Origin of the sequence: Streptomyces sp. NPDC050564 (assembly GCF_044457265.1) — a bacterium.
Taxonomy (GTDB): Bacteria; Actinomycetota; Actinomycetes; order Streptomycetales; family Streptomycetaceae; genus Streptomyces.
This window is the reverse complement of sequence record NZ_JBITGS010000077.1, coordinates 1-18,808: the sequence shown is the minus strand read 5'-3', so window position 1 is coordinate 18,808 and position 18,808 is coordinate 1. Positions and strand designations below refer to the sequence as shown.

Annotated in this window: 16 protein-coding genes and 9 pseudogenes; 10 read left to right on the top strand and 15 right to left on the bottom strand. The window is 69.2% G+C overall.

Translation table 11 applies throughout. The annotated features are described in order from the left end of the window. Positions 1 to 330: pseudogene (locus tag ACIBK0_RS50025) on the top strand (hypothetical protein); the annotation flags it as partial. A gap of 313 nt (positions 331 to 643) precedes the next feature. Here the strand turns inward: ACIBK0_RS50025 and ACIBK0_RS50020 are convergent. Both ACIBK0_RS50020 and ACIBK0_RS50015 read right to left on the bottom strand, forming a co-directional pair. After that, positions 644 to 1,542: pseudogene (locus tag ACIBK0_RS50020) on the bottom strand (winged helix DNA-binding domain-containing protein); the annotation flags it as partial. Positions 1,543 to 1,655: 113 nt separating this feature from the next. After that, positions 1,656 to 2,078 carry a VOC family protein gene (locus tag ACIBK0_RS50015; RefSeq protein ID WP_399096598.1) on the bottom strand — a complete coding sequence of 141 codons (423 nt, stop codon included), beginning with the start codon at positions 2,076 to 2,078 and terminating at the stop codon, positions 1,656 to 1,658. A gap of 167 nt (positions 2,079 to 2,245) precedes the next feature. Between ACIBK0_RS50015 and ACIBK0_RS50010 the strand changes: the two genes are divergently transcribed. Both ACIBK0_RS50010 and ACIBK0_RS50005 read left to right on the top strand, forming a co-directional pair. After that, complete coding sequence (locus ACIBK0_RS50010) at positions 2,246 to 3,229, top strand: helix-turn-helix transcriptional regulator (protein ID WP_399096595.1); 984 nt, start codon at positions 2,246 to 2,248, stop codon at positions 3,227 to 3,229. 163 nt (positions 3,230 to 3,392) lie between these two features. Next, positions 3,393 to 5,063, top strand: a complete 1,671-nt coding sequence (locus ACIBK0_RS50005) for a transposase (RefSeq protein ID WP_399096592.1) — start codon at positions 3,393 to 3,395, stop codon at positions 5,061 to 5,063. Positions 5,064 to 5,081: 18 nt separating this feature from the next. On the opposite strand, the gene ACIBK0_RS50000 is transcribed toward ACIBK0_RS50005, so the two are convergent. Beyond that, positions 5,082 to 5,789: an alpha/beta fold hydrolase gene (locus ACIBK0_RS50000; RefSeq protein WP_399096603.1), complete on the bottom strand. Its 708-nt coding sequence runs from the start codon at positions 5,787 to 5,789 to the stop codon at positions 5,082 to 5,084. Positions 5,790 to 5,991: 202 nt separating this feature from the next. Between ACIBK0_RS50000 and ACIBK0_RS49995 the strand changes: the two are divergent. After that, positions 5,992 to 6,941 (top strand): annotated as a pseudogene (locus ACIBK0_RS49995) (GlxA family transcriptional regulator). Here the strand turns inward: ACIBK0_RS49995 and ACIBK0_RS49990 are convergent. Together ACIBK0_RS49990 and ACIBK0_RS49985 are read right to left on the bottom strand one after the other, a co-directional pair. Next, positions 6,928 to 7,038, bottom strand: coding sequence for a zinc-binding dehydrogenase (locus ACIBK0_RS49990; protein ID WP_399096589.1), 111 nt, complete (start codon positions 7,036 to 7,038; stop codon positions 6,928 to 6,930). The pseudogene ACIBK0_RS49995 and the gene ACIBK0_RS49990 overlap by 14 nt on opposite strands. 9 nt (positions 7,039 to 7,047) lie before the next feature. After that, a pseudogene (locus ACIBK0_RS49985) lies at positions 7,048 to 7,320 on the bottom strand (transposase family protein); the annotation flags it as partial. 298 nt (positions 7,321 to 7,618) lie between these two features. Here ACIBK0_RS49985 and ACIBK0_RS49980 point away from each other — a divergent pair. After that, positions 7,619 to 7,954 carry a hypothetical protein gene (locus ACIBK0_RS49980; protein ID WP_399096586.1) on the top strand — a complete coding sequence of 112 codons (336 nt, stop codon included), beginning with the start codon at positions 7,619 to 7,621 and terminating at the stop codon, positions 7,952 to 7,954. A 568-nt stretch (positions 7,955 to 8,522) separates the two neighbouring features. On the opposite strand, the gene ACIBK0_RS49975 is transcribed toward ACIBK0_RS49980, so the two are convergent. Next, entirely contained in the window at positions 8,523 to 9,173 is a 651-nt protein-coding gene (locus ACIBK0_RS49975; RefSeq protein ID WP_059204809.1) for a response regulator transcription factor, read from the bottom strand. Next, positions 9,161 to 10,372 (bottom strand): histidine kinase, encoded by a 1,212-nt coding sequence (locus tag ACIBK0_RS49970; RefSeq protein WP_399096583.1) that lies wholly within the window; start codon positions 10,370 to 10,372, stop codon positions 9,161 to 9,163. Before ACIBK0_RS49970 ends, ACIBK0_RS49975 begins: the two co-directional genes overlap by 13 nt. Before the next feature lie 174 nt (positions 10,373 to 10,546). Between ACIBK0_RS49970 and ACIBK0_RS49965 the strand changes: the two genes are divergently transcribed. Continuing rightward, positions 10,547 to 11,470, top strand: a complete 924-nt coding sequence (locus tag ACIBK0_RS49965) for a hypothetical protein (protein ID WP_399096580.1) — start codon at positions 10,547 to 10,549, stop codon at positions 11,468 to 11,470. A gap of 55 nt (positions 11,471 to 11,525) precedes the next feature. Here ACIBK0_RS49965 and ACIBK0_RS49960 read toward each other — a convergent pair. The 3 genes and pseudogenes from ACIBK0_RS49960 to ACIBK0_RS49950 form a co-directional block, all read right to left on the bottom strand. Further along, positions 11,526 to 11,597 (bottom strand): annotated as a pseudogene (locus tag ACIBK0_RS49960) (DNA-binding response regulator); the annotation flags it as partial. Between the two features lie 27 nt (positions 11,598 to 11,624). Next, positions 11,625 to 11,817: pseudogene (locus tag ACIBK0_RS49955) on the bottom strand (epoxide hydrolase); the annotation flags it as partial. A 5-nt stretch (positions 11,818 to 11,822) separates the two neighbouring features. Beyond that, on the bottom strand, positions 11,823 to 12,572 hold the full coding sequence (locus tag ACIBK0_RS49950; protein ID WP_399096577.1) for a transposase family protein: 750 nt from the start codon (positions 12,570 to 12,572) through the stop codon (positions 11,823 to 11,825). Between the two features lie 385 nt (positions 12,573 to 12,957). On the opposite strand from ACIBK0_RS49950, the gene ACIBK0_RS49945 reads away from it, so the two are divergent. Further along, positions 12,958 to 13,287 (top strand): alcohol dehydrogenase catalytic domain-containing protein, encoded by a 330-nt coding sequence (locus ACIBK0_RS49945; RefSeq protein ID WP_399096601.1) that lies wholly within the window; start codon positions 12,958 to 12,960, stop codon positions 13,285 to 13,287. Here ACIBK0_RS49945 and ACIBK0_RS49940 read toward each other — a convergent pair. Next, entirely contained in the window at positions 13,268 to 13,843 is a 576-nt protein-coding gene (locus ACIBK0_RS49940; protein WP_399096574.1) for a TetR/AcrR family transcriptional regulator, read from the bottom strand. The genes ACIBK0_RS49945 and ACIBK0_RS49940 overlap by 20 nt on opposite strands. A gap of 301 nt (positions 13,844 to 14,144) precedes the next feature. Between ACIBK0_RS49940 and ACIBK0_RS49935 the strand changes: the two genes are divergently transcribed. The 3 genes and pseudogenes from ACIBK0_RS49935 (at position 14,145) to ACIBK0_RS49925 (ending at position 15,077) form a co-directional block, all read left to right on the top strand. Next, positions 14,145 to 14,753 (top strand): FMN-dependent NADH-azoreductase, encoded by a 609-nt coding sequence (locus tag ACIBK0_RS49935; RefSeq protein ID WP_399096571.1) that lies wholly within the window; start codon positions 14,145 to 14,147, stop codon positions 14,751 to 14,753. Continuing rightward, positions 14,750 to 14,881: pseudogene (locus tag ACIBK0_RS49930) on the top strand (hypothetical protein); the annotation flags it as partial. The gene ACIBK0_RS49935 and the pseudogene ACIBK0_RS49930, both read left to right, overlap by 4 nt. Before the next feature lie 10 nt (positions 14,882 to 14,891). Beyond that, complete coding sequence (locus ACIBK0_RS49925; protein ID WP_399096568.1) at positions 14,892 to 15,077, top strand: hypothetical protein; 186 nt, start codon at positions 14,892 to 14,894, stop codon at positions 15,075 to 15,077. 241 nt (positions 15,078 to 15,318) lie between these two features. Here the strand turns inward: ACIBK0_RS49925 and ACIBK0_RS49920 are convergent, their stop codons facing one another. The 4 genes and pseudogenes from ACIBK0_RS49920 to ACIBK0_RS49905 form a co-directional block, all read right to left on the bottom strand. Next, positions 15,319 to 15,711, bottom strand: coding sequence for a hypothetical protein (locus tag ACIBK0_RS49920; RefSeq protein ID WP_399096564.1), 393 nt, complete (start codon positions 15,709 to 15,711; stop codon positions 15,319 to 15,321). Next, positions 15,708 to 16,594: pseudogene (locus tag ACIBK0_RS49915) on the bottom strand (IS5 family transposase). Before ACIBK0_RS49915 ends, ACIBK0_RS49920 begins: the two are co-directional and overlap by 4 nt. Before the next feature lie 496 nt (positions 16,595 to 17,090). Beyond that, positions 17,091 to 17,627 (bottom strand): adenylate kinase, encoded by a 537-nt coding sequence (locus ACIBK0_RS49910; protein WP_399096561.1) that lies wholly within the window; start codon positions 17,625 to 17,627, stop codon positions 17,091 to 17,093. Between the two features lie 157 nt (positions 17,628 to 17,784). Then, a pseudogene (locus ACIBK0_RS49905) lies at positions 17,785 to 18,466 on the bottom strand (transposase family protein); the annotation flags it as partial. Positions 18,467 to 18,808 lie beyond the last annotated feature (342 nt).

Below are 18,808 nucleotides of genomic sequence, written 5' to 3'. Positions count from 1 at the left end.
TCCGCCAAACGCCGGTTGAAGAAGCGCAGGCGCAAGGAGGCGCGGCGGGCCAGAGACATCAACCACAAGATCGCCAAGCATGTGGTGGCCGAGGCAGAACGCACCGGTCGCGGGATCGCCCTGGAAGACTTGACGGGCATCCGTGAGCGGGTACGGCTTGCAAAGCCCCTGGTGGAACGCTGGTTCGCCGAGCTGACCAACAAGCAGATACGACGAGGCGTCCAGCGATCCGTGCAAGCCGATCGAGGGCGGCGAGTGCGTATTCGGTGGCATCGTGCGGGACCGGTGGACACGCTCGACCTGCTCATCGGCCAGGAGTCGACCGAGTGAGCGAGATCGCTGATCAGAAGATCGGAGCCGCGCGTGCGTTCGGCTGGGGCGGCGTGCGACAGGCAACGGACAGATCCGGGGATGGCAATGCCACGGCACCCGAGTCAACTACCCGTGGGCGGTTGACGGTGCCCCGCGTCGCCACAACTCCCACGCTCTGGCACGGATGTTGCGGGAGCCGTTCCGATCCGCGTGATCAACGAATCCGGCATATCTGGCCGCTACCTGTTCGACATTAAGGCCGCCGACCACGGCCGGGGGCCTGCGCCCCTTCCGTGACCCCGACGCTGCCGAAGGCGACTACGGTGCTGGAGACGGCGCGCTGGCCGGCGACGGACAGGCCGAGGTGGGCGTCGTCGATGATGCGGCTGCGGTTTTGGTAGCCGAGGATCGCGTTGTCGAATGCCGGTAGGAACCGGACGGGTGCGGTGGTGTCCGGGTGTGGGCGTGGCGCGTCGGGCAGGTCAAGTAGTTCGCGGCCGCGTTCGTCGCGGATAGCGTTGACCGCGGCGGGCAGTCCGGCGAGACGGCACCAGGACCGGATGTCCGCGGTCGTGGCGGGCCCGTAGGCGGCGAGGTAGCGCCGCACGAGTTGCTGCCCGACAGGATCGCTCCCGTCGCAGGGGAGCGAGGCGATGTCACGTCCCAGCCAGGTGGCCAGGGGCAGGTTGCGGACGCCGGCCATGGTGCGCCACAGGCCGCGGGGCGGGAGTTGGGCCATCGGGATGAGGGCTGCGACGAGCAGTTCGCCCAGGACGCGGCGCGGGGCGCGGGCCAGCGGTCTTCGAGCGTGTGGACGAGTTCGGCCATGGTGCGAGGCCGCTGGTCGGCCATCACCGCCCTGCCTGCAGCGGCGACCTCGTCCAGGTCGACACCTGCGAGTTCGCGTCGGTAGGTGGCCGTTGCCCGCTGGCGCAGCATGCTGTCGTGGCGCGCCCGCCAGGCCAGCGCATCGTCGGCGGTGACGAGGTGAACGGTGCGGCGCATCAGGTGCGTGCGCACGGCCATGCGCCCGGTCAGCGCCTCGTCCAAATCATGCGGCTTGAAGGCGTGCAGTCGGGACCACAGGCCGGTGAAGGGTTCCTGGGGTTGTTGCGCCTGTATCCCCCACAGGTGCGCCACTGCGTCGCGGACAGGTGTGTCCCTGCGGTCGGGCAGGTACTGGCGCGCGAGGGTGGTGCGGTTGAGGGCGCGTGTGTCGAGGATGGTCATGCCCTTCTCACAGGTGTCGCCTGCGGACGGTGACCCGCTTTTCTTTCACTTTTGCTGACCGGTCCGCCGCGTTCTCGCGGCGGACCCTCCGTGTCGTGTGGCGAGCCAGGCGGTCAGCCGTTGTGGGGAGCGGTGACGTCCAGGACCCAGGTCACGCCGAAGCGGTCGGTGAGCATGCCGTACAGCGGCCCCCACTGTGCGGCTTCCAGCGGCCGCACCACCGTCGAGCCTTCCGACAGCTTCTGCCACAGGGTGCTGATCTCGCCGGCGTCGTCGCCGCGCACGGACACGAAGAACGGGTTGCCTTCCTGGCTCCAGGCCAGCTGGGAGGGCACGTCATAGGCCATGACGTGGAAGCCGTCGTCCGAGACGACCTCGCCCCACATCACCCAGTCCGCCTCACTCTCGTTCTGCACGTTGCCGGCGTCCTTGTAGGTGACCGCGACGGTGCGCCCGCCGAACACCGACTGGTAGAAGTCCAGCGCCTCACGCGCGGCGCCCCGGAAGTTCAGGTGGGTGGTGGTGATGACAGCCATGAGCTGCTCCTTGCCTTCAGTCCGTTCGGGTGTGCACCGCTGCGGAGAGAACCGGGATGCGGCGCAGCCACCGTGACCTGGAGCGCTTGCTCCCTCGGTGGCGTGGATCCCACCATCACAGAGGTAGCGGACAGGGTGTGTCCTGTACTTCCGGCAGAATGGCGGACATGCAGAAGACGTCCTCGCGGCTACTCGCGCTGCTCTCCCTGCTCCAGACACGCCGTGACTGGTCCGGCGACGACCTCGCCGAGCGCCTCGACATCACCCCGCGCACGGTGCGCCGCGACATCGACCGGCTGCGGGAACTCGGGTACCCGATCCTGACCTTCAAAGGACCCGCCGGCGGCTACCGCCTGGATGCGGGCTCCCATCTGCCCCCACTGCTGTTCGACGACGCCCAGGCCGTCGCCCTGGCCCTCGCCCTGCAGGCCGCCGCCACCAGCACCACGATCGGCGAGGACGCGCAGCGCGCCCTCGCCAGCATCCGCCAGGTCATGCCTCCACGCCTGCGCCACCGGATCGACCTGCTGCGCGTCACTGCCGTCCGATCTCCCGAGACCGACGGCGCCGCGCCGGTCGACTCGCAGACCCTTGTGGAGCTGAGCAACGCCATCCACACCCACGCCGAGCTCCGCTTCGACTACGGGCACGACCGCGCCGCCACCGCTGAGCACCCCCGCCGTACGCAACCCCACCACCTGATCACGCGGCGCGGCCACTGGTACCTCCTGGCCTGGGACCTGGACCGCAAGGACTGGCGCGTCTTCCGCGTCGACCGGATCCGCCCCCGCACCCCCACCGGACCCCGCTTCACCCCGCGCGAAATCCCCGGAGGTGACGTCTCCGCCTTCATCACCAGCCGGTTCCGCGGCAACGACGGCACCCACACCGACTGGCCCTGCCAAGGCGAAGTCATCCTCGACCTCCCCGCCGTCGTCGTCGCCCCCTTCGCCCAAGACGGCACCGTCGAAGCACTCGGCCCCGACCGATGCCGCCTCACCCTCGGCGCCTGGTCATGGACCGGCCTGGCCGCCGCCCTCGGCCGTTTCGACACCGACATCGAAGTCATCGGCCCACGCGAACTCAACGACGCATTCGCGCAGCTCGCCACCCGCTACGCCAACGCCGCCCGAACCATCACCCCGCCCTGACCCCGTGTAAGAACACAGCGCCGCACAGCTTCGCCCAGTCCACCCCCGGTCACGTCGATGCTGACCCTCGCTGGCTTGTTCCACGGCATCGAGCCCGGCCCACTGGCCGGGCAGGGCACGACTGGCTACTCGACGCCCCGCAGTGGGACCAGGCGCTGCTGTCTTGGTCGCGCTGCGGGACGCCGTACGGCGTCGCGAGCTCTACGTCGAGGGCGCCGCCCGCTGGCGCAACCCGGAGGACGACCTGCCCGGTGACTTCGAGGCCACCCGAGCCGTGCACTACGCCGCGATCCGCCAGCCGCTGAACCCGTGGGTATTCATCGCGGATCTGATGAAGCGTATGGCCGCGGGCCTGGACCAGCTGACCGGCGCGCTCGCGGACGGCTCAGCGGGCGGGGTGAAGGTCACCACCCGCAAGGGCGAGGCTTGGATCACCGTGCCTAAGCTCGAACCGCTGGACGAGCCCACCGGTCTCCAGGCCCTCAAGGCGGAGGTCGCACGGCGCTGGGGCGTCCTCGACCTCCTGGACGTGCTGAAGAACGCCGACTTCCTGACCGGCTTCACCGAGGAGTTCTCCTCGGTGGCCGCGTACGAGCGCATCGAGCGTGACGTCCTCCAGTGCCGCCTGCTCCTGGCCCTCTTCGCCCTGGGCACCAACATGGGCATCCGCGCCATCGTGGCCACTGGCGAGCACGGCGAGAGCGAGGCCGCGCTGCGGCACGTCCGCCGGCACTTCATCACCGTCGACAACCTGCGGGCCGCTGTGACGAAGCTGGTGAACGCCACCTTCGCGGCCCGCGACACCGCGTGGTGGGGTCAAGGCAACGCCTGCGCTTCGGACTCGAAGAAGTTCGGGTCCTGGTCCTCGAACTTCATGACCGAGTACCACGCCCGATACGGCGGCAACGGCGTGATGATCTACTGGCACGTCGAGCGGAAGAACGTCTGCATCTACTCCCAGCTCAAGAGCTGTTCGTCGTCAGAGGTTGCGGCGATGATCGAGGGCCTGTTGCGGCACTGCACGGATGCCGAGATCGAGTCCAATTACGTGGACACCCACGGCGCGAGTGTCGTCGGGTTCGCCTTCACCGAGCTGCTCAACTTCCGCCTGCTGCCGAGGCTGAAGAACATCGGCAGCATCCGTCTGTACCGCCCGGACGACAGCCCGCCCGGCTGGCCCGCGCTCGGCGCCTCGCTGACGCGACCGATCCGCTGGGAGCTGATCGAGCAGCAGTACGACCAGATGGTCAAGTACGCCACCGCGCTCCGGCTCGGCAACGCCGAGGCGGAGCAGATCCTGCGGTGCTTCACCCGGGGCGGCCCCAAGCATCCCACCTACCAGGCCCTCGAAGAACTGGGGCGCGCGGTTCGTACGGTCTTCGCCTGCGACTACCTCGCCAGCCCCGGTCTGCGCCGCGAGATCCACGGCGGACTCCAGGTCGTCGAGAACTGGAACAGCGCAAACACCGTGCTCCACTACGGCAAGGACGGTGCCCTGACCGGCCCGGACAAGGAACACGCCGAGACCTCCATGCTCGCCCTGCACCTCCTGCAGTCCAGCCTCGTACACGTCAACACGCTGCTGTTGCAGCAGGTCCTGTCCGAGTCGACGTGGGCATCGCGGCTGACGGAAGAGGACCGGCGTGGGCTGACCGCGCTCTTCTGGTCGAACGTGAATCCCTACGGCACCTTCCGTCTCGACATGGACGCCCCGGCTCGACCTGGGTCCGGCCCTGGCCGTGCCCCATCCCCGTATGCCGGAAAGCCCTGGCGCCCACACGGTAGGGGAGCCCCGGCATGCCCGCTGAACGGATCGGCCGCTGGACCACCGTGACAACACCGACTTCGCCCTCTATGCCGTGAAGAAGTCAACGAGTGCGCGTGCGATCGGGCCGGGCGCGTTCTCCGTGGGGATGTGGCCTGCGTCCGGGATGCGTACGAGGGTGGTGTGCGGGATCTCCGAGGCGAACCGCTCGGCGTACTCCGCATTTTGGAAGCCGTCGTCCTCGCCCCAGATCAGCAGCTTGGGTGTCGCGCTCTGTCGCAGGGCGGAGACGGCATCGCGGGTGTAGCAGTTGTCGGCTGGGCCCACCATGGCCATCCAGGAGCGGCGGACCCGCTCATCGGTCCACGGGTCCAGATAGTCCGTGATCCGCTGCTCGGTGGCGGCACCGGCCAGCGCTTGTGTCACGGCTTGCCGGCGGGCGGCGAGAATCTCGTCGGCGGTGGTCGCGGCGACGACCTCAGGGTCCCGGAACCGGGCCACGCTGGACACCGGCCAGGAGTCGTAGGTGACCGAGTTGACCAGTGCCAACCGGGACACCTCCAGCCGATCGTGGACGAGGAGGTGCTGGGCGACGGCGCCGCCGATGTCATGGCCCGCCACGGCGATCGGCCCAGAGAGCCTCAGCGCGGAGGCGAAGCGCGCCGCCCAGTCCGCAAGGGCTGGGACCGTGCCGGTCTCCAGGGTGAGTTCGCCTCCCGAGCGCCCGAGTCCGGGGAGGTCGACCGCGACGGGCCGGAGCCCGCCGCGCCCAGACGGTCCATCACCGGAAGCCAGACCCGGCTCCAGTAGGTGCCGTGCAGCAGGAGCACGGCCGGGGCGTCCTGCTTCACGGTCAGATAGCTGGCCGTCGCACCGTCGACCTGGATCTCGGTCCGCAGCACTGTCGATTCGATGATCTCACTCATGGGCCCACTGTGGCCGAGACCTGTCTCCCGGCCCGAGAGTCTGGAATGACACCCTCAGGTGCATTCTCGCCATGTCGCTTCATCGTGTGGTGGCCCTGCTCACCCCGCCGCAGTCGCCCTTCGAGCTGGCCTGTGCCTCCGAGGTCTTCGGCATCGCCCCGCCGGACGCGCCGCCCCGCTACGACTTCCGGGTCTGCGCCGAGCGTCCCGGACTCCTGCCGACCGGCGCCGGCTACACGATGCTCGTCGAGGCGGGGCTGTCCGCCCTGCGGGAGGCGGACACCGTGGTCGTCCCCGGCCGGCAGCCGCCCGACGCGCCCGTTCGCCGGACGTCGTCGAGGCGCTGCGAGGCGCCCACCGGCGCGGGGCGAGGATCGTCGCGATCTGCACGGGGGCGTTCGTCCTCGCTCAGGCCGGACTGCTCGACGGCCGCCGCGCCACCACCCACTGGCGCAGCGCCGCCCGGTTCGCCGCCGCCTTTCCCGAGGTGCACGTGGATCCGGACGTGCTCTTCGTGGACCACGGCGACGTGGCGACCAGTGCCGGGACCGGCGCGGGCATCGACCTGTGCCTGCACCTGGTGCGTTCCGACCACGGGGCGGCGTACGCCGCCGGGATCGCCCGGCGCATGGTCCTGCCGTCGCACCGGAAGGGCAGCCAGCTCCAGTACGCCGCGCAGCCCGCACCGGCCGGAGCGGACGAGTCGTTGGCGCCGCTGCTGGAGTGGGCCACCTCCAGCCTCGACACCCGGCTGACCCTCGACCACCTCGCCGAACGCGCCGGCCTGTCCAGTCGAACCCTCGCCCGGCGCTTCGCCGAACAACTCGGCACCAGCACGGGACAGTGGCTGCTCGCCCAGCGCCTCGACGCGGCACGGATACTGCTGGAACAGACCGACCTTCCGGTGGAAGCCGTCGCCACCCGGGTCGGACTCGCCTCAGCGGTCAACCTGCGTCGCCGTTTCCGGACGCATTTCGGCACCACACCCGGCGCCTACCGGCGGACCTTCAGCGAAACCTAGGCCAGTGGCTGATGACGACCTTGCCGAAGTGAACACCGCTCCCCATGTAGGACGCTGCGGCGGGCGCTTCCTCGAACGGGAAGACGCGGTCGATCACTGAGCCTCTTCAGCGTTGCCGCTCCAGGGTGAGAATGGCTTTGGCGATTGACGTCATGCGGTTGGGGCTGCAGCGGGACCTGCGGCAGATCCGCCAGGACTTCAGGCAGGCCACGCCTCGTTCGACCGGTGCCCGTGCCGCGGCCAGAGCCCGGTTGACGGTCTTCTCGGTAGGGGTGAGTTCCTGCAGGGGCCTGCGTTTGATGCGCGTGGTCAGCCAGGGGCCACCGCCCTGGTAGGCGAGATCGGCCAGGATGGGGACGCCCTGGCGACGAGCACCACGCCCGCCAGTTCGCGACCGAGTTCCTCAGCCGTGCCGAGGTCGCGGCCACGATCCGCCGCTACCTGGAGGTCAAGCGGGCCACCGACCCCCTGCGGCACATCCCCGGCAACGAGTTGACCCGCGAGCAGTGGCAGGCCATGTGGGACGCGGATGACGAGCTGGGCGACCTCTACCGGCGCCTCGACCGTGCCTGCGCCCTCATCTACCTGCCGGACGGCTACCGGCCCCAGCACCTGGACCACCTGGCCGAGGCCTACAGGGCCGGCAGGATCCTGCCGGATCCTCGCCAGCCGCGCCGATGCCGGGCGACCTGCTCGTCGAGCACCACAACAGCCTGGGCGCCTCCCTCAAGCCGCTGTCGCGGATCCGGGCAGGCGAGCGCATCGAGGCCACGGTGACGATCGCCGCGGTGAGGCGCTTCGCCGGGCACGTACGTCTGCTGCTGGAGAGCGACGACGGCGAGACCGCGCACGCCCGGGTGTCAGCCAGCCGCTTCACCGCGGCCGAGCAGTCCCTCGGCCGTCAGCTCAAGGTCGGCGACCAGGTGCTGGTGCGCGGCTACGTCGAGAAGGAGCCCGCTCTGCGCCCCGGTGCCCGCAGCGTCGACGTCTGCTCGATCCGGGCAGCGGCATGAGCAGGGCCATCTCCCTGATGACCGGGAGCAGCTGCGCGACCGAGGCTGGGACCGGCTGGCGGTCGTAGGCGCCGACATCGCCGAGTTGGAGAACTCGACGGACGCCGTGGACAAGAATCTGGGGACGACCCGCCAGGAGCGCCTGCATCTGGTCACGGCCGCGATCGGCTGGGGCCGCAGTGACAGCGAGATCGCCACCCGCGCCAGGGTGCCCCGTCGGGCGGTGTACGAACTCCGCGACACCGTGGCCGCAGCCCGCAGAAGTAGAGCGTGCCCGGGACTGCCGTTAACAGCCCCGGACACTGGATCATCGTCCCATCTGAAGCCCCGCCTCGTGCGGGGCTTCGGCCGTTGACTGGATCGTTCCCCCGAGCCGGGAACAACGCGGCAGTTGCCGAAGACTCGTCGCAGCGTGCCGTCCTCAAATACTCGGCAGGGGTGCGGTTCAGTCGCTTCCCGGCTCGTACGACTCGGGCACATAGTCGTCGAACGACGGCTCGTCGGGCGCATCAAGCTGGGCGTACAGTCGCGCTCGCGTCGTCGGCCATCGGCACTCTCCCGTAGCCGCTCAGTTCGGGGGCACCCCGAGGAATCGCAGCACGGCGAGGACGCGTCGGTGGTCGGCGTCGGCGGCGGGCAGGCCGAGTTTGGCGAAGATGTTGTTGATGTGCTTGGCGACCGCGCTGTCGCTGACCACCAGTGCCTCGGCGATCCCCGCGTTGGAGCGTCCCTCGGCCATCAGCGCCAGCACCTCCCGTTCACGGGGCGTCAGCCGCTCCAACGGGTCGCTGTGGCGGCGCAGCAGCAACTGGGCGACGACCTCGGGATCCAGCGCCGTGCCGCCGTCCGCGACCCGCCGTACCGCGGCGATGAACTCCTCCACGTCGGCGACACGTTGCTTGAGCAGGTAGCCGACACCGTTGGTGTGGGCGGTCAGCAGATCGGCCGCGTACCGCTCCTCCACGTACTGCGAGAGCAGAACCACCGCCGTTTGGGGCCACTGGCGGCGGATCACCAGCGCGGCGCGCACTCCCTCGTCGGTGAAGGCCGGTGGCATGCGGACATCGACCAGGGCAAGTTCGGGCCGGTGTTGCTCGACCGCGGTCAACAGGGCGTCCGCGTCACCCACGTCGGCTGCGATCAGGAAGCCGGCCATCTCGAGCACCTTGACGAGCCCGACGCGCAGCAGCACCGAGTCTTCGGCGATCACAGCTCGCACGGCAGCTCCGCGGTGAGGGTGGTCGGGCCCCCGGCGGGGCTGCTGACGCGGAACGTTCCGTCGACGGAGCCGACGCGTTTGGCCAGTCCGTTCAGCCCACTGCCGGCTGAGGCGTCGGCGCCACCGCTCCCGTCGTCGGTGACGTTCACGCGCAGCACCTTCCCGATCCGTTCGACGGTCACCTCCGCGCGGGTGGCGCGGGCGTGCTTGGTGACGTTGGTCAGCGCCTCGGAGACCACGAAATAGGCGACCGACTCCACGACGGGCGCTGCTCGCTCTCCGATGTCGACGCGCAGGCCTACCGGCAACGGTACCCGGGCGGCCAGGCCGGACAACGCAGCGTCCAGCCCTCGGTCTTCGAGGACCGCGGGGTGCAACCCGCGGACCAAGTCGTTGAGTTCTGCGATGGCCTCCTTCGCCTCGCGGTGCGCCTCGTCGATGGCGGTGCGGGCATCGTCCGGCAGGTCGGTGAGGGTTGCCCTGGCCAGTCCCAGATTGACCGCGAGGGAGACCAGGCGCTGCTGGGTGCCGTCGTGCAGGTCGCGTTCGATGCGGCGGCGCTCGCTGTCGACGGCTTCGATCAGGTCGGTGCGGCTCTCGGCCAGGTGCTCGACACGCTGCCGAAGCCGCTCGTTCCGGCTCGGCCCCAGCAGCGCCGGCGCGAGCCGGGCCTCGGTCCGGGCCGTCGCCCCGGCCAGCCAGGGTGCGCTGCACAGCAGCACGACGCCGCCGACGGTGCAGAAAAACGCCTGGTCCACCGGCAGCGCGGAGGCATACCCGAAGACGGTGGCGCCCGCCACCGCCGCGGCCCACGCCGCGAGCACGAGCAGTTCCACAGCAGCCAGCAACGGCCCGAGCAGGAGGTGGTATCCGACCTGTCGCCAGGTCTGGGCCGAGGACAGCCACCGCAGGGCACGCCTAGGCCACCATCGTTCCGGCGTCGGCGTCAGCCGGGGGACGTCCACACCGAGTAACGCTCGATAACGGTGTCGTTGAACAACGGTGAGCGCCGGAACGCCGACGAGGAACAGCGCGAACGGTATCGGGACCACGGCCCACGCGTTCGCCTTCACGACGATGGTCACGCCCCAGACCCACTGCGACGCCAGGGCAAGGTGCAGCGGAATCCCGGCTGCCACGAAGCCGGTATCCCGTCGCGCTCGAAGTAATGCGCGTCGCAGCGTCCAGGAACTCCTCATGACTCGACGGTAGAACGCCTGGTGACGCAGATGCCATGCACCGTGCATCCGGATCGATGGTGAAGCCAGTACCACCCCCAAGTCGGACCTTCGCGTTACCGACGCGCGCACCCGCCGCAGGAAAGCTTGTCCATGTAAGGCACACAAGCCCGCATCCGGGAGGAGACGCAGCCCATGGCCCTCGTCGATTCGGCAGCTTGCGGCGCTGCGGACGCGCTGCCCGCCGCCATCGCGGACGTGCTCTTCTTGTCGCGCACCGCTGTGCTGCGAGAGCAAGGCACCATCGACAGGAGGCGGTGGCCCGGCATGGCGTTGATCGGGTGCGGCCTCGCGCTGCTGCCCTGGCTGCTGGTGCTGGCGGCCGCGCTGCCCACCGCGCCCAGCGTCCCGCACTGGTCGGCCGCGTGGGTGGGGCTGGATGCGCTGGAGGCCCTGGGCCTCACCGCCACCGGAGCACTGCTGCTGCGCCGGGATCCTCGGCACCCGCTCACCGCGGCGGCAACCGCCGCGCTGCTGATCGTCGACGCCTGGTTCGACATCGTCACCTCTGCCCGCGGAGCCGAACTCGCCGCAGCGATCGCGATGGCCGCCGTCACGGAACTACCGATGGCGGCCTTGTGCGTCGTGCTGGCCACCGCTTCCTGCCGCCCCGGCTTCCCCGGCCACGATCGTCCGCCCCACCATCGCCGACCCGATGTCACTGCGGGTGCTGCCGCCACGCCCCCGCCCACACCTCTGGAGGAGACCACGATGACCGAGCAACCCCCGGCACCGGCAAAACGCCCCCAGCCCGCCGAGCGCCCGGAAGGCGGGGGCGAGAACGCCATCGTGGACCTGTTCGTCGAACGGCTCGGGGACCGGATCGACGACCGCGTCGCCGCGTCGATCGGCGAGTTGTGCGCCGAGCGGCTGGCGGAGCCCGGCCCTCTTCAGCGAGCTGTGGTCCGCGACCGAAGGGCGGAGCTCAGGGTCCTGTTGCTCTCACTGATCCTCGGCACCGTCGCAACAACCTTCACTCCCGGCGGGACCACCGCACTGCTCATCTCCTGGGCCGGACTGGTGGTCCTCAACCTCGCCTACCTCTTCCGCCCACGCTGACACCCGACTCGGTCCGTCCCCGGAGGCTCACACCAGCCGACGCGCCGTCGCCCACCCGGGCAGTGAGGGGCAGGACCTCCCGTCCGCGCTGGGTGAGGCGGTCGAGGTCCTCGTCGACCGGCGGGGCGCCGCCACGGAGTCGGCGTCGACAGCCTCATGACCAGGTACCGTTAGCGGCCAGCACTGCCGCGGGGCCGTCTTGCAGATCCTTGACGAAATACTCGGGGACCTCCAGCGACGGGAAAATGTCCCCCGGCTTCAGGTGCCCTCCATCGGACGATCCGTCGGAACCGCTCCTGTGCCCATGCACGCGGACACTTCTCGATGTCGCGCGGGTACACACTGAGCCTCTTCAGCGTTGCCGCTCCAGGGTGAGAATGGCTTTGGCGATTGACGTCATGCGGTTGGGGCTGCAGCGGGACCTGCGGAAGATCCGCCAGGACTTCAGGCAGGCCACGCCGCGCTCAACCGGTGCCCGTGCCACGGCCAGAGCCCGGTTGACGGTCTTCTCGGTAGGGGTGAGTTCCTGCAGGGGCCTGCGTTTGATGCGCGTGGTCAGCCAGGGGCCACCGCCCTGGTAGGCGAGATCGGCCAGGATGGGAACGCCCTGGCGCTCGCAGATGCGGATGATCCGGTGGGTGCGGGCGGCGGTCAGGTCGTGGGAGCGGCCCGGCAGCGCGGGCGAGAGCCACAGCAGCCGGCCGTCCGGATCGGTGACTACCTGCACGTTCACCCCGTGCCGGCGGTGCTTGTGGGAGTAGTCGGCCCGTCCGTCGCCGACCCGGTCGCACTCGGCGAGCGTGCCGTCCAGGAGGACGAAGTCCGGATCCTGCTCGCGTAGGACCTTCAGCAGGCCCGGTGCACGGTCGGCGAGGAGGTCGATGACCGCGCTGGTGTAGGCGTGGGCGGTGGACTCGCTGATCCCGAACCCGGCAGCGACCTTCGCCAGGGTGGTGTGCTCGCGCAGGTACACCAGTGCCGCTATCGCGCGCTGGGACGGACGGAGCTTGCAGCGGCGGTCACCCTCACGGGTGACGATGAGCATGGTGACCCACTCCACGAGCGCATGTGGCAGGTCGAGTGCGGCAGGATAGATGACCAACGAGGCCCCTGAGCAGCGTGGTTGAGACGTCAGACATCTCGATCAACTGCCCGGGGGCCTCGCTCGTTGCGCTTCACGGACCGTCACCCGATCGGTGGCCCGCTCGAAGAAGCTCACTGGCCGAAGCTTGTGCGCCGCTGAGGGCGAAGTCCAGGATGTTCATGCCCGTCGACGGACGAGCAACTCTATGCTCGACCAGCGGAAACGCAGTCCTCAAGTGCGGAAAGACAACAGCCACTCACACTCATGCCGCCCAGGCGTGTGCGGCGATGCCATCCCGCTCTGGTCCACGACCGCCAACGCCGCTGGACCGGCTGCGGGTCGACCGGTGGGGACGGAGGAGTGGGCGCAGGTAGACACCGGCGGGCGGCAGGGACGCTGACCAATCCCCCTCCTTCGGGCTCGCGATTTAGGCGACACCGTTACCGTCGGCCACGAAGTCTCGGGCACGATCGTCGAACTCGGCCCCGAGGTCTCCCAGTTCGGCCTCGGCCAGCGAGTCGTCCTGCAGGCGAGTGACATGAAGGACGGGCAGATGCACACCCGCGGAGTGGACTTCGACGGCGGATGGGCCGAATACGCCCTGGCGAGCGTGGAATCCGTGTTCGCTCTGCCCGACTCCATTCCGTTCGAGCGCCTGGCAAGCAGGCAAATTTCGAACCTACCCTGCGTCGGGCCAGGAACAGGCTCCCGCGTCAGTCCAGACTGCGCATGACGGCAGTGATGGCTGATTCGAGGAACTTTCGTCCGGCTCGCGCTCCTCCCATGACGCGTAGCCCTTGTATGAAGGTGGTGAAAAGGCGCGCCAGTTCAGCTGGGTCCTTGTCCGCCGTGAGTTCGCCGCGCGCCTTGGCGCGTTCCAGTGCCGCGGCGATGGCCGACTCGACAAGCCGGAGCGTGGTCGAGACCTGCTCACCTGCGCTATGGGCGGTAGCTCCCTCCGTGGCGGCCTTGACCAGCATGCAGCCCCGTTCGGGGTCGCACAGATCGGACTCGGCCATGGCGGTCAGGGCTGCTCGCAAAGCGGGGCGCACTTCGTCGGCCGACTCCAGGTGTACGGCCAGTTCGGCGGCATGGCGTGACTTGTAGCGCGCCAGGGAGCGGGCGTACAGCTCTTCTTTGGACCCGAACGCGGCGTACAGGCTTCCGCTGCCGATGCCGAGCGCCGACGTCAGGTCGGACAGCGATGTGGCGCTGTAGCCCTGCCGCCAGAAGACTTCCATCGCCTGGTCGACGGCTCGGTCGACATCGAACGCTCGGGGACGCGCCATGCAGAGGAGAATAGTCGTTATGGATTGAACAATCAAGTAAAGTCCCGACGCGACTTTCGGAGCCCGGGTGGCGGCCGCCTCGCGGTGATGGGTGGCCACCGGCGCCGGCCGGCGTTGCTGCCAGGCCCCTGCCGTCTGGCCCTGCCCGCACGCAAGTGCCAGCGGGCATCCGCGACAACAGGTGGTGGGGGTGCGCGGTGCTGTGAGGACAACCACGCACCGCATTATTGAAAGTTTAATCCAGAACTATTAGCTTGAGTCATGCGGTGGACCGCACCGCTTTCGAGAAAGGCACGAAACCATGGCTCACCTGCTCCACATCGACTCCAGCGCACGCAGCGCCGGCTCCTTGACCCGCCAGCTGTCCGCGCAGTACGCAGATGCCTGGAAGAGCGCGAATCACGAGGGAACGGTCACCTACCGCGATGTGTCGCTGCAGACTCCCGCCTTCGTCAGCGAGGGCTGGATCACGGGCGTCTTCGCCCCGCCGGAGCAGCACACTGCCGACTCCCGCGCTGCTGTCTCAGCCGCCGAAGAGCTGATCCGCGAGGTCGAAGCCGCAGATGTCCTGCTGCTGGGGGTGCCGGTTTACAACTTCAATGTCCCGGCTGCCTTCAAGGCATGGATCGACCAGATCTTCATGGCGGGGCGCACGTTCGCCTATGGCGCCGAGGGCCCCCGAGGGTTGCTGACCGGCAAGAAGGCCGTCGTGATCCGTGCCTCCGGCAGCGACTTCAACGACCCCGCCTTCGCCGCGATGGACTTCCACGCTCCCTACCTGCGCAGCGCGCTTGCCTTCGTCGGCATCACCGACGTGGAGATCATCTCGGTCAACGGGATGGCCTCTCCGCAGCTCGAGGCGGCACTTGAGGAGGGCGCGCAGGCAATCGAAGCCTCTATCGCGGCCTGACACGCCTCCGTGTTCGCCGGGTTCGTGGACCGCTTCGGGGCACGGCCCGTGCCCTGCGGTTCCGAAACCCTCGCGATCCGCAGAGGCGGATCGGCCCCATCGTCAGCGAGGAGCACTTCCGCTCGGTCAAGGACGAGATTGACCGGGCGGTTGCCGGTGGGGCGCAGCTGCTGCTGGGCGATAAGGCGCAGGGCCGCTGTCGCCGCGCGTGCTGTTGGGGGCAACGAGGCCACCGCGGCGGCCGAGGAGGGGTTCGGTCCGGTGGCCACGCTCATCCGTGTCGAAGAGAACGCGCTCCACATCGCCAACAACGTGGATGCCTGACTCAGCAGCGGTGTCTTCACGCAGGGCGTGCAGCGGGACCTGAACTTCGCTCTAGGTGTCGAGGCCGGCATGCCTCGCATCAACGACACCATGCTGTAAGACGAGGTCTACGGCGCGAGCGCCCGCGGGCTGATCACTGCAGCCATGGACGCGCTCGGGTGATTGCCATGCAATCCCGTGCAATCTCCTGTTCGGGGTTGGCTCTGGGTGACACTCGCCGATCAGGTCAATGACGTTCGCCCTACAGGCGGCTCTGGGCGAACAAGCCGGGTTCGGGCTCGGCGAGGATGCCGCGGTTGACCAGGCGTTTCAGCTTGGCGCGGGTGTTCTCGGTGTGGCGCGGCTCGGTGCCGAGGCCGAGTGCACGGCAGACGTCCTTGGCGCGGAGTCCTTCCTCGGCCTGCTCGAAGAGGGCGAGGATCTCGCGGTAGCCGGGCGGCAGCGGGTCGGGCGGCGGGGCACCGTCCTCGGTGGCCAGTTCCAGGATGGTCGCCCGGGTGATCTCCAGGCGGTTCAAGATGTCTTCGGCGGCGGCTAGTTGCTCGGTGAGATGAGTGATCTGCTCGCGCAGCCGTTCGACGGTGTCGCGGATGAGTTCCTGCCGGGCCTCGATCTTGGCCAGGATTTCCTTCACCGGGCGCTCCCGCTGCCGGGGGTGGCCGGGCGCCGGGCGGGTGGGTCGCGCCAGGTCGGGGTGGAGGTGCGAGTGAGGCGGCGGAGCATGACGTCGGCCATGGCCCAGTGGATTATCGCCACCGAGCTGGCCGGCTTGGCCTCGTAGTCGCGCACCAGGCGCCGGTGGAGCACGAGGGTGCCCAGGGTCTGTTCGACCACCCACCGCTTCGGCTCGGGTGCGAACCCTCTGGCGCCGGGAGCGCGCTGGACGATCTCGACGTCGATGCCGAGGAGGGCGCCGTGGGCGACGACGGCGTCCTTGAACCCGGCGTCCACCCACGCCTTGGTCACCGTCGGCGCGGTAGCGGCGACCTTGTCCAGCAGGGCGATGCCGATCGCATTGTCGTGCACGCTCGCCGCCACCACGATCACGGCGATGACCAGGCCGAGGACATCGGTGGCGATGCCTCGCTTGCGGCCTGGGCTCTTCCTGCCCGCATCCAGTCCGGTCGTCCCTTTCGGCGCGTTCGTGGAGGCCCGCACGGTCTGGGAGTCCAACACCACGGCGGTGGGGTCCTCGCGCCGCCGGTGCAGCTCGCGGACTTGCCAGCGCAAAAGGTCGTGAATGGTCTCGGCGGTGCCGTCGTCGCGCCACTTGGCGAAGTAGTAGTACACCGCGCTCTTCGGTGGCAGGTCGTGCGGCAGCAAGCGCCACTGACAGCCGGTGCGGGCCTGGTAGAGGATCGCGTTCACGATCTCCCGCATGTCGTACTGCCCCGCATGCCCGCTGACGGAGGGGTGCTTCGCCTTCCACGCGGTGATGGGCGGCCGGATCAGCTCCCACGCTTCACCGACAGATCGCTCGGGTACGGCTCCTGCCCACGTCCACCAGCACACCGCACCCGCGGCGAACCACAAGACCCGGAACCGGACAACTCGCCTTCAAGCACTACGAAAACCGACCACCGCTCGCAGAACGCCCTCTGAGAAGGACGCGTTTGCTGAGCAGGGGGAGCCTGGCTCGTCCGAGTCGTCACCGACTTCATCATGCGGGCCAAGAATGACGGCATCGCGGTCAACCTCCCGAAAGCCGAAGCCTGCAATATCCCTTGCACAAGCCCTTCAGGGAGAGGCAACGTTTCCTCAGGTCAACCACGGTTCTCGAGCTTGGTCGGGGCTCTGACATCCCTTTGTCAGTAGGGGGGATGGAAGAGAGAGTGTGGCTGAGGGGACAGGGAGCTGTTTTCAACCTGGCTGAGGGCGAGCTGAACTGGCGGTTCACCTGGGCCAGGCGCTCATGTCGCTGCGCCAGGCGGAGGCTGTTCAGGTACGTGGCAACGTAGCTGGCGAATGCCAGCGCGATGGTGGCGGCGAGCGCTGCATTCATGGACGGCGAGGTCAGCCCGAGGCGGATAGAGTCTGGCCGCGTAGCCACACGGTGGCCTGTCGCGGCGAACGGAAGTGGAGGACGCGCAGGGGTGCGAAGCGTGGGTCGGTCGTGCGGCGGTTGATCTCCGCGCGGCGGGCAGCGTGTTGGGCCCAGGATGACCATGCGGGGTGGTCGCCGCTGAACCAGAGCGACAGGGTTTCCACATTGCCGCCGAAGACCCGCTCGCGGAGCAGGGTCCGGCGCAGGGATCTGCGCAGTACGCGGGGCATGACGACGGCTTTGGGGTAGTCGAGCCAGATCACGGTGTCGGCGTTGGTCCACAGCAGGTCGCGGACTTCGGGGTAGCCGAAGGAGTCGACGATCCAGGCGGGGGTCGCGGCGATCGTCGCGACCTGGTGGTGAAAGTCGGGGTCGACTGTCCAGTCCGGGCCGGTGAACCTGAGCGAATCCAACTCGTGGAACGGAAGTTGGAGCCGGGCAGAGAGGGCTTGCGCCATGGTGGTTTTTCCGGCCCCGCTGATGCCGGCGACGAGGATGCGTTGCACGCGCGGATGCTACCGGCGTCGATCAACCTGCGGTGAGCTATTTTCGGCTGAGGATCTTGTCCATTCGGGCGCGATGCACCGTCTCCCCGGCGTCGAGGGATTCGTCGGCCTCCTTGGCCAGCTCGGCCGGGCGGGGTGGAGTGAGCCGTTTCCGACCTCAGCTTGAGGAGTTGCGGTGAAGGGTGAGGACTGCCTGGACGCAGGCAGTGATGCGGTTCGTGCTGCACCGCAGCTTGCGCAGGAGACGTCAGGACTTCAGGGTCGCCATGGCCTGCTCACCGATAGCGCGGATCTTGGCGTGTGAGACGTTGACCGCTCGCTGACCTGCGGACAGTTTCTCCCAGCGGCCTCGGTAGGGAACCCGCACCGCGCCGCCGGCTCCTTGGTAGCCCTTGTCGGCCCAGCATCGGATGCCGGCGTTGGTCAGGGCGTCGATGATGCCGTGGGTCCGGGCGGCCCGGATGTCGTGGACCGCGCCGGGCAGCGCGGGCGAGGCCCACAGCAAACGCCCGAACGGGTCGGCGATGACCTGTACGTTCATCCCGTTCTTCCGATGCTTTCCGGAGTAGAACGGCCGGTCGGCGGCGATCCGGTCGATCGGCAGGAGTGTGCCGTCGAGGATCACGAACGCCTTTGCCGCCGCTGCTCGGGTGGCGGCTGCGAGGTCCGGGGCGAGCTCCGCGAGGATCTCCACCGCCTCGGCCACGTACCGGTAGACCGTGGCAGTGCCGACGCCAAAACCAGATGCAAGCTGGGCGTACGTGTGGCCGCAACACAGGTGGGCCAGCACGAGCAGCCCGCCGGTCCGCCGGAAGCCGACGCCAGCGGGTGCCGCGCTTCAGGGCGGCCCTGCCCCGGCACCGGCGGCACCTGGTTCATCCCAGGCACAGGCCGTCGCGGCGGCGCTCGATGAACGGGGCGTGGTGCTTGAACCGGCCGCCTTTGAGGGGCGGCACGATGGGCTGACGGTGCGGTGGGGGCGGGGGGGGGGGGGGGGGGGGGGGGGGGGGGCCCGCCCCCCCCGCGGGCGGGGGGGGGGGGGGGGGGGGGGGGGGGGGGGCCCGCGGGGGGGGGGGGGGGGGGGGGGGCCCCCGCGAGGCCGTTGCTGCTGGCCGTCGCGCCGGTCGTGCCCGTGGCGGGGGTCGCTCTCTCGTACGGGCGGCACGCCGATCCACTGCACG